The following is a 773-nucleotide window of genomic DNA, read 5'->3' as shown; positions in this document are numbered from 1 at the left end:
ACAAGAGTATTTGAAAACATCGACCTCAAAGAACTCGTCGATTACATTGATTGGACACCGTTTTTCATATCTTGGGACTTAGTAGGCAAGTTTCCAAAAATCCTGAAAGACGAGGTTGTTGGTGAAGCGGCTACGAGTCTTTATAACGATGCACAAGCCATGCTAACTGAAATGCTCGAAGACGAACGTATCAGAGCAAGTGGCGTGATTGGTTTCTGGCCTGCCGCGACTGAAGATGATGATACTGTCGTGGTTTACAAAGATGAAAGCCGAACGAAAGAACTCGCGCGCTTACATCACCTTCGCCAGCAGGTAGAGAAAACAGTCGAAGGCCAGCTTAGCCCTACGATGTCCCTCGCTGACTTTATCGCACCAAGCGATTCAGGCATTGAAGATTATATAGGAGGATTTGCAGTTACCGCGGGTCTTGGCGTTGAAGAGATTGCAAATGAATTCGAAGCTGCGGCTGATGACTACAACGCGATTATGATCAAGGCGCTAGCTGATCGATTGGCCGAAGCATTCGCCGAGTATATGCATGAAAAAGTTCGCAAAGAGCATTGGGGTTATGCATCTGAAGAAAGCTTTGATAACGTAGCGCTGATCAAAGAAAAATATCAAGGCATTCGTCCTGCGCCGGGCTATCCAGCTTGCCCTGACCACACCGAAAAAGAAAGGCTATTTGCTCTTTTGAATGCGCAACAAGACGTAGGCATGGAGCTCACCGAACACTTCGCGATGACGCCAGCGGCATCAGTCAGTGGCTTTTATTA

General features: G+C 47.1%; 1 protein-coding gene. It reads left to right on the top strand.

Annotation, left to right across the window (positions count from 1 at the left end; genetic code table 11):
* The coding region (locus A3738_RS05460) for a vitamin B12 dependent-methionine synthase activation domain-containing protein (protein ID WP_304440070.1) at positions 1-773 on the top strand (773 nt) is incomplete at both ends.

Source organism: Oleiphilus sp. HI0066 (assembly GCF_001635725.1).
This window is presented reverse-complemented; position numbering and strand designations above follow the sequence as displayed.